Source organism: Dapis brunnea BLCC-M229, from assembly GCF_050015995.1.
GTDB lineage: Bacteria > Cyanobacteriota > Cyanobacteriia > Cyanobacteriales > Microcoleaceae > Trichodesmium.
Genome location: NZ_JBNHEP010000037.1, coordinates 1 through 9,699, shown reverse-complemented (window position 1 = coordinate 9,699; position 9,699 = coordinate 1). Strand labels below are relative to the sequence as shown.

Sequence of the window (9,699 nt, the reverse complement as noted above, 5' to 3'; positions counted from 1 at the left end):
TCTTACTTTTCAGATCACACAACAAAACATTAAGTAATTTTATTATAGTATAGGTATACAATTGAACTGGCGCGACGACAATATAGTGGTAACGAACATAGAGTGATTCGTGGCATAGAAGTAGTTAATTGTATATATTTCAATCCTCAAGGTGAGTATTTTCTTTCTCTGAGTAATTCTGGCAATTTTACTGGATTATCCTATGGAGTTTTTACAGAGACAAAGGTTGCCGAGAGCTTGGAGCTTGACAATAGTTTTGTTAGTAGTAGACCGTTTCATCTTAAATGTTGCTTTAGAAAAATGCTAGGATTTAACTATAGCAAAAATTTACCCCCAAAAGCTAATGCGCTATTTTATATCAAATCCGGTTGAATAGTTATTGTATATTTGGGAGTAGGGATTAGGGAGTAGGAAGTAGGGAGTAGGGTCGGAGGAGAGATTAAATATTGAAGTAATTATAGAATTATAAACATACATTATATAGCCTGATTCTATATTAGATGAAACAGTCTAGTAGGGTGGGTGAGGCGGTAATACCTATGCTCAGGATATAGCCTGATTCTATATTAGATGAAACAGTCTAGTAGGGTGGGTGAGGCGGCAATACCTATGCTCAGGAATCAAAGTCTTAACTGGGAGCCGTAACCCACCGAACATACCTCAGATTAAGCACTAAGCCCTATCTTAATCTTTGCTTGTGCATTGACTCTCTAACATTAGAATTTATCTCTTTTTGTCAAAAATTATTTATCTAATTGAGCAAGAAAATATCATAGCATTTTATTGCTTTTGTCTTCCTTCTTCCTGGAAATTGTTATAATCATGAAGTTAAGATAAAAAAATAAAAATTGTTATATGTTTTGATTCTGAGACAAATCATGCTAATTATTTTTCGGATTAAATTTTTATTAATAGCACTTATTTCATTACTAATTTTTCTCTACATTCCTAATTTGGCACTTCAGGAAGTTTCGGCTCAATTTCTTTCATCACCTCAAATAAAACCCTTAGATGCTAATTTGAATAATTCGAGTATTTATTCTTTTGTTCAATCAGGATTTAATTATAGTCAACAACTATATGGCGAAGCAAGAATACCAGTGAAAAAAATTAATTTACGCTTAAATATGACTCCGTTAACTTCACTTGATAATACAACGCAAGGTGAATTTACTATTTACTTAAGTCGGAAACCATCTGAATATGCTTTCCACGGTCAATTAGCTCACGAAATATTTCACCTATTAAATGCACAGTTACTTGACTGTTATGCAGAGGGTTTAGCTACTGTTTTTTCTGAGAAAATGTTAACTCGTAATAACTTAAATTGGAGTGGGTGGGAACAATATTTTCAAGCAGGTTCCGAACCATTTTACGGCTTAACTTACTCCATGATGAAAGAAGTTAGTGACATAGCAGGTTCAGCAAATATGAATAGTTTATTGAATTTTGCTGTATATAATGACCCTAGTCAAAGGTGGATGCACATTGATATTGATGGATGGCTATCTTCAATGTCCGATAGTGTCAAAATTGAGGTAGAAAAAATTATTAATAAACATATTACTCCAGTCAAACAAGTAGTTGAATCAAATAATCAGATGTACAGTTGTTTCAAAACAAGTTAAATAATTTTTTATAGCAATTAAACTGCTATGGGTCATTTCAATTATCAGTTATAGGAATAATAGACACTAACGAGCTGATAATTACATAAAAAGTGATTTATTCCTACTAATTATATAGAATCCGGTTCATTAATTGATAATGGATAATTACCTCTTTCAGAATTGATAATGAACAATGGATAATGGATAATTAGAGTTGTCGCTAAATAGAAGGAAAAAATCGCTCAAACCTAGACAGAGCAAAGCCTTAGCAGCTTTTGCTGCTGCCAATAGCTACAATTCTTACAGAACAAGGTTTTTGGGGATTTTTTAAGTTAAAAAGCGACAAGTCTATTATTTTTGAGCATAATCATCAATTATCCATTGGTAATTAGTTATCTTATCCTGTTCGGAGTCAAGAGTCAGAAGTCAAGAGTTAGGAGAAAGAAAGGATTTGAACTATTGAATTTTTAAATTCGTATTCAATCTTTAAGAGAAAGTAATTTTGCGATTACTGTATAATCGGATTTTATATTAAGTGTTATAATAGATAAATTTTTGGTGATTGCTATGAGAGATTAAAGCAGTCAGAAAATAGACTTAAATATAGACAGGTAAAACCTTTTACCTTGAAATGGTATAAGTTTTGATACCATTTATCTATGAAGTTCCACTGAATAAAAAATTACAATCCTCAGTGAAATTAAGGTCATATTCAGAATTATTAAGCGCATTGTTACCGAAAAATTAAGGTATAATACCAATTACCATGTATTAATGCTATATTTAGGTAACAGTTCAATTACCCAGTAATTAACAGCGACTTTTTAACCTTTTTGATAATTACAAGATTTTTGGAAATAGCGATCGCTACTCGGTAGTTGTTTGTGGTAATATTTTCATAGTTATTACTTCTATCTTAACTTTGAAAATAGAAGCAACTACAACTTAAGAAAAAAATCCTGATTAATCCTATTTATTATTTCCTTTCATTGAAAAAATAACTATGATTTTTTATAACAAAAGCTGGCTTAAATTACTCCTAACCTTAAAGGGATCTGTCATACCTCAAGTTTGGCGAAGGGTAGTAGTTGCGATGATTTTTGCTTTAATAATTACTATCATTTATCAGAGTGGATTAACTTGGATACATCAACCAACTTTAGTTAGTTTAATTCCTAGTGTTGTATTGGGTTTATTATTAGTTTTTAGAACTAATACATCCTATGACAGATTTTGGGAAGGACGGAAAGTTATTGGGGGAATAATAATTTCATGTCGGTCTTTGTCAAGGCAAATATGGGTAAATATTCCGGAAAAAAATCCAGCAGATACAGAAAAAAAGAAGGCAGTAATTATACTTTTAGCAGGATTTTTGATCGGTACAAAACTACACTTAAGGAATGAAAATGTAGATAAAAAACTTCAGTCAATTATTAGCGAAAATCAATATTTAGAACTAAAAGAGGTTAATCATATTCCTCTAAGAATAGCTAAATGGATTGGAGATTATTTCCGCCAAGTATACGACCTTAATTATATAGATAGTATTCAGCTTTCTACCTATAATCAAATCTTAGACTCTATGGTAAAAGATGAAACTGCCTGTGAAAGAATTTTAAATACACCTATTCCCCTAGCTTATGCAATTCACATCAAACATTTATTATTATTTTATTGCTTTGCTTTACCCTTTCAAATGGTAGCTCAATTATCTTGGATGACTATTCCTACTGTGGGAGTAATTAGCTTTGCTCTATTAGGAATTGAAGCAATAGGACTAGAAATAGAAAATCCTTTTGGTTACGATCCTAATGATTTACCTTTAGATAAGATGTGCGATCGACTGTTGTTAGATATTGAAGAATTACTTACTTCTGACTCTCGAAAAGAATATTTAGTCGATCAAGATATACCTACCTCAAATTAGTCAAAGTCAATAGGGAATAGGGAATAGGGAATAGGGAGTAGGGAGTAGGGAATAGCCAAGAATGGAAACAGCATTAAATAGTAGATTTATACAAAGATTACTTGCTACTCAATAAGCGTGCTTTTTTTATTATAAAAAACCTCTATCTAGATTTACATCTCATTTGAAAACACTATATCTGAAAATCTTTCAGGATAAGAGATGACTTTAATAACAACACAGAGAACTAAAATATAAAATCTCAATGCGTCTAAGTTTTGAAGATATTTTTGAGTATAAGTACCCTCAGACAATTAATAATTGAAGGATTTTTAATTAGGGTTGGCTGATTAAATCTAAAAGCATTGAAATTCTAGAGCTTCAGCCTTTTTAGGTCGAAAAAAAGTGCAACTTTTCCAGCTTAAGCGACCAAAAACTTAGGATTTTGAGCTGGCTATGACAGAAAAATCAAGGGATAATTATTCCAACTGCCTCCTCTAAATTCCCCGTTTCTCCTAACTCCTGACTCCCTACTCCTTACCTCAACAAAAATACTTTTTCAGTAAACCCTAATTAGGGCTTGCTGATTAAATATAAAAGCATTTGCATTCTAATGCTTTAAGAAACTTCAGGTCTGGAAAAAGTACCAGCTTTTGTGTTAATAAAGCTGAAAAATTAAGCATTTTGGAGTAACGCGAGGCAGAAAATTTAAGTGGCTATGATGAACGACTATAGCAGTCCTATTTTATTTGTGTATAAAAATCTTACCGCTTTTAGGGAACACTTAACTGGGAACAGGCGGGAGTTTCAGTTTTTTTATCTACTTTTTGATTACCCGCAACCTATGCGCGGATTGTTATACCTCTTCTACAACTCCTTGCTCCTCCTAATTCTTAACTACTCCCTACTCCCTACTCCCTACTCCCTACCCCAACAAAAAGACTTTTTCAGCAAACCCTAATTAGATTACAAACACGATAGAAAAATCAACAAAATTTTAACTATCAAAAAATACTCTCTCCATCGTAAAATTAATTATAGGCTGGCGGGTAATGCCAGCAATTTTTTTGATTAGTATTTTCTAGGTTTAATTATGCTACTTTCAAGAGCTAGCGGTATTTTACTACATCCAACTTCTTTTCCCAGTCGCTTTGGAATTGGTGACTTAGGCCAAGAAGCATACAATTTTGTCAATTTTTTGAAAGAGAGTGGACAGCAAATTTGGCAAGTTCTACCATTAGGACCAACAGGTTTTGGCAATTCTCCCTATTTAGCTTATTCAGCAATGGCAGGAAATCCTCTGCTAATTAGTCCAGATAAGCTGAAAGATAAAGGACTGCTTACTGAGGAGGATATATCTAACCTACCAGAATTTCCCAGCGATCGGGTAGATTTTGATTTAGTAGCCCAAATCAAGGGTTCTCTGCTGAAAACTGCCTACCAAAACTTTCAAAAAAACGCTTCCGAAGAAGAACAAGAAGCATTCAAGGAATTATGCACCAGTAAAGCGTTTTGGTTAGATGATTATGCTTCTTTTATGGCTTTGAAGGAGGCTCACGAAGGAGCTAGTTGGCATACTTGGGATGAAGACATTGCCAGTCGTCAACCAGCAGTATTAGCAGAATGGCAGCAACGTCTAGCTGATGAAATTCAATACCATAAATTTGTTCAGTTTGAATTCTTCCAGCAATGGGATGAGCTGAAAAATTATGCAAATGAACAAGGAATCAAAATCTTTGGCGACGTGCCTATATATGTTGCCCATGATAGTGCTGATGTTTGGGCACATCCTGAAATATTCTGTCTAGATGCAGAAACAGGTGAAGTTTCTTTGATGGCAGGTGTTCCCCCAGATTATTTTAGTGAGACTGGTCAACTATGGGGTAATCCAGTTTATCAGTGGGATAGATTGGAACAGGACAATTTTTTGTGGTGGGTACAACGTATTCAATCTATGCTTAATAAAGTTGATTGGATTAGGATTGACCACTTTCGAGGTTTAAGTGCTTATTGGGCAGTTCCGCAAGGCGAAACTACAGCGATAAATGGTGAATGGATTGAAGCTCCGGGCGAGACTTTGTTTGAAACTATTAATGAAAAGTTAGGTACACTACCAATTATTGCTGAGGATTTAGGGTTGATTACTCCTGATGTGGAAGAGTTGCGGGATAGGTTTGAATTTCCAGGTATGAAGATTCTACATTTTGCTTTTGACTCAGGTGGTGATAATCCCTATTTACCCTACAACTATAATTCTTCCAATTGGGTCGTTTATACTGGCACTCACGATAATAATACTACTGTGGGTTGGTTTAATAACCGTTCTTATGAAGAACAGGAGAGAGTTCATCGTTTTCTTGGCGGTACTTGGGGTAATGGCATTCATTGGGATTTAATTCGTTTGGCTATGTCTTCTGTGGCTTATATGGCAATTTTTCCTTTACAAGATATTTTAGGATTGGGGGAAGAAGCTATTATGAATCAGCCTGGTATTGCAGAAGGTAATTGGAGCTGGCGTTACCAATCGGGGATGTTAACCTCAGAGATAAGCGATCGCCTTAAAGAGGTGACAGACATTTATGGCCGTACTCCAGAAAACCAGGATTAATGTGAGTATAAATAATACTGTTTAATTTTTAACATTATTTCAACCCCGCCCTGAAGGACAAGGTCTTATTTTGACTGGGAAATTTTGGTATTAGTAGGAGTAAAGACAACTTCTTTTACTTCACCTGGTTTTCCCAGTTGCATATTTTGTAAGTTATTAATAGGTATCAGTATTCCCCCAGCATTTCCTGCAAAGAAAACCAGTTGTTTTTGGGCTGACCAAGTCTTCTGAGTGCCTTGAGCTAAAGTTCCTTCAAATGCTATTTTTCCATCTATCTCTATTGATACCCAGGATTCCTCTTTGACAATTACACTCAGCACTACAGGTTGTTTATCCTGAAGTTTTTCTGGCTTTTCTGCTGTAGTTTTATCCGAATATTTTTGCTCAGTTTTGGTATTTACCAGAGATGCTTGAGCTGACAAATCTCTCTGATTTTCTGCTTGGTATTGTTGTTTCTCAGAGTTAGTAATTCCCTTTTCTCTCGCTAATATATCAGATCCAGTAATTAGATGAGGTAACAAACGAACTGATAAAATAACAAGCAATACATATAGAAAGTAAAGATGATATGGTCGTAGGTGAAGCATTGATACATTCGGAAAAGATTTTTTGGTAATTTCCTGAGTTTTTACAGTCGGAAATAAGTTTGCTAGTTTCTCTCCATCTAATCCCATAGCATCTGCATATCGCTTGATCATACCTTGGATATAAACTGGCTCTGGTAGTTGTTCTAAATTACCTTCTTCTATCGCTTCTAGTAAATTAATTCTAATCATTGTCACTACTGCCACTCTTTCTAAACAAATCGAATGTTTATCTCTAAACATTTTTAATTTATGCCCTATCTCTATTAATACCTGAATTTGTTCTTCTTCAAAAGATAATTCTTTCCTTTGATTAAAAGGTTGTTTTAAGGGTACAAAAGAGAAACTTTTTTTCAGGTTTTTGATTGCTGTCAAATTGACCATTGCTTTAACTTATTTTATATAAACTATAGTTTTTCTTGTTTTTAAATTTATCCTATTTTTGGAAAAAAGTTGGCTACAAATTACGCTAGAGTTATGATTCAGGATTCATAATTCAAAAGACACAGCATCTAACCATTTATTTTGAGAAATTTATTATCTGTTTTTTATCTATGGGCATCTATTTTAGCTTCTTGGTGACAAACGATAAACTAGATTTTTTATCAAAGATAAATCTCATGTAAAGTATTTTAATCACTCCTATTATGGGTAACATTATTTGATTAATTTTATCTAACTTAATTTCAGCAATAATATGATTAGTTTTGGGTGCTTAGTTTCAGAAAAAAAATTAACTTTTATTACTCCTAAATATATTTATAGCAATCCTATTTTATTGCTGTCAAAAATATTACTGCTTTTTAGGGAACACCGGATCTGCGAACAGGTAAGAGTTTCAGTTTTTTTATTTACTTTTTGATTACCCGCAACCTATGCACGGATTGCTATATAAGTAGTCGTGTAAAATAAATTTCCTAGTTAAGAAAGGAAACAGGGAACACCGGATCTGGGAACAGGAAAATAGGATGTGTAATTAATTTTGCATAGGAACTTAATAGGATTGAAAAAAAGTTCTGCAAACAAAATATATTTTGATTAAGGCAGCAAGATTGACCTAGCACAAAGTATGAAACAATTTGGAAATATTATTTGGATGTTTAATTGTTTGATCCACTCAGTTCAAACTCTGAAAAAGAGTACTTGTTTGTCATAAAAGAGAGTTTTTAGGTGAATTTAGATTTGATAATTTGGGCATCCAAAAAGTCGATTTCAAAATCCTTCAAAGATCGATAATGGCCAATAGATAAAACTGACTCTCCGGGTAGCTGCAACTTAATTTGGCCAATTGCAGTACGGTGTAGTTTGAGTACAGAATGTCCCAATTTTTCTGCAACTCTACGAATCTGGCGATTTCTGCCTTCAGAGATAACCACTTCTAAAAGAGTTTGAGAGTTATTATGTTCTCTTAGGACTTTAACCTGAGCTGGTAAAGTTTTTTTACCAGATAAGATAATACCTTGACGCCACAATTTTAAGGTTGATTCCTGGGGATGACCTTCTATCCAGACTTGATAGGTTTTGGGAAGACAATGTTTGGGATGGGTTAAACTATAAGTTACCCGACCATCATTTGTGAGGAGTAATGCTCCTGTAGAGTCTGCATCTAAACGTCCTACAGGATGAATACCTTTTCCATTTCGCAGTTCTGTACTCAGGATATCCAAAACTTTACTACGTCTGCTAGGTTCTGAACAAGTTGAAATTACTCCTATAGGTTTATTGAGCAATAAATATATGGGCTCAGGGCGATTTTCTGGTCTGATGGGCAAACCATCTACTTCAATTTTGTCCAAGTCTGGTTTAGCCTTTTCACCTAATTGGACAACTTTACCATTAACCTTTACTCGTCCAGCTATAATCATTTGTTCAGCTTGACGCCGAGAGGCTATTCCCCACTGAGATAATATTTTTTGTAATCTTTCATCCATACTCTTTATTTGATCTCGATCGCTTTTAATCATCAGATTACCAGTCAAGAATTATTCTCAATTCATAATAAAAGCAATATGGTAATTTTATTTGAATTGTCTGATATAGTATCTCTAAAATACGCAAGATATACAAAAATTGTATTTTAGGGAACATAGAATAGGGCACAGATAAGATAACAAAATAGTCTACCTGATTAATATGATATTCGGGATAAAAGCAATATGGTAATTTTATTTGAATTGTCTGATATAGTATTTCTCAAATGCGCAAGATATACAAAAATTGTATTTTAGGGAACATAGAATAGGGAACAGATAAGATAATAAAATAGTCTACCTGATTAATATGATATTCGGAGAAGTAGGAGTGATAATTAATAGTAATTTTATGTCATTTTACCGATTAATTAATTTGTGATAACCTATTTTGCTATTATGGTATAGCATTAGATGTCCGATGTGTAAAAAATTTCAAAATAGACAAAAAGTCTGAAACTATTATTGCTGTTGCTTAATTCTGTATATATTTTTTCTACACAACTGTGCCGAGAATGACTATATTTAACTAACTGGATATTTCCCCCTAACCTAAATCTGTAAAATCTGCTAGCTGGATATTTCCCCCTACCCTAAATCTGTAAAATCTGCTAGTTTATATATTTCCTATCTCTGGAAATAATCACAAAACTAATTGTACTAACCGAAAATTGTATTTGATGAATAAAAAATTACCAGAACTGCATCAAACTTCTGATTCTGATGTTGCTGTTGAGAGTCAAGATGGAAGATAAACATACGCGGTGTGCAACTTTCTACTAAAATACAACGGCTTATTGCCATAAGACTGAAAAGGTTATTTTCATAACTACTTAAATTCCGTAAGTTTAGAAAAGTTGCACATGGGGTAAACATATATTTTCTACACAACTGTACCGAGAATAACTATATTTAACTAACTGGATATTTACCCCTACCCTAAATCTGTAAAATCTGTAAAATCTACTAGTTTATATATTTCCTATCTCTGGAAATAATCACAAAACTAATTGTACTAACC

Annotated in this window: 5 protein-coding genes; 3 read left to right on the top strand and 2 right to left on the bottom strand. The window is 33.5% G+C overall.

Annotation, left to right across the window (positions count from 1 at the left end):
* Positions 1-878 precede the first annotated feature (878 nt).
* The 3 genes from ACP6PM_RS03575 (at position 879) to malQ (ending at position 6,124) form a co-directional block, all read left to right on the top strand.
* The gene (locus tag ACP6PM_RS03575; RefSeq protein ID WP_426581919.1) at positions 879-1,628 is read left to right on the top strand and encodes a hypothetical protein; all 750 of its coding nucleotides are present in this window, start codon (positions 879-881) and stop codon (positions 1,626-1,628) included.
* 985 nt (positions 1,629-2,613) lie between these two features.
* A complete protein-coding gene (locus tag ACP6PM_RS03570; RefSeq protein ID WP_426581917.1) occupies positions 2,614-3,537 on the top strand; it encodes a bestrophin family protein in 924 nt (307 codons plus the stop codon).
* Between the two features lie 1,072 nt (positions 3,538-4,609).
* Positions 4,610-6,124, top strand: a complete 1,515-nt coding sequence (gene malQ / locus ACP6PM_RS03565) for a 4-alpha-glucanotransferase (protein ID WP_426581915.1) — start codon at positions 4,610-4,612, stop codon at positions 6,122-6,124.
* A gap of 65 nt (positions 6,125-6,189) precedes the next feature.
* Here the strand turns inward: malQ and ACP6PM_RS03560 are convergent, their stop codons facing one another.
* Complete coding sequence (locus ACP6PM_RS03560) at positions 6,190-7,092, bottom strand: helix-turn-helix domain-containing protein (RefSeq protein WP_426581913.1); 903 nt, start codon at positions 7,090-7,092, stop codon at positions 6,190-6,192.
* Positions 7,093-7,874: 782 nt separating this feature from the next.
* Positions 7,875-8,639, bottom strand: a complete 765-nt coding sequence (locus tag ACP6PM_RS03555; protein ID WP_426581911.1) for a pseudouridine synthase — start codon at positions 8,637-8,639, stop codon at positions 7,875-7,877.
* Positions 8,640-9,699 lie beyond the last annotated feature (1,060 nt).

What these genes read in the sequence shown, in the direction of transcription:
- ACP6PM_RS03560 (WP_426581913.1), bottom strand. Translation starts at nt 7,092, where the DNA reads ATGGTCAATTTGACAGCAATCAAAAACCTGAAAAAAAGTTTCTCTTTT.
- malQ (WP_426581915.1), top strand. Translation starts at nt 4,610, where the DNA reads ATGCTACTTTCAAGAGCTAGCGGTATTTTACTACATCCAACTTCTTTT.
- ACP6PM_RS03555 (WP_426581911.1), bottom strand. Translation starts at nt 8,639, where the DNA reads ATGGATGAAAGATTACAAAAAATATTATCTCAGTGGGGAATAGCCTCT.
- ACP6PM_RS03570 (WP_426581917.1), top strand. Translation starts at nt 2,614, where the DNA reads ATGATTTTTTATAACAAAAGCTGGCTTAAATTACTCCTAACCTTAAAG.
- ACP6PM_RS03575 (WP_426581919.1), top strand. Translation starts at nt 879, where the DNA reads ATGCTAATTATTTTTCGGATTAAATTTTTATTAATAGCACTTATTTCA.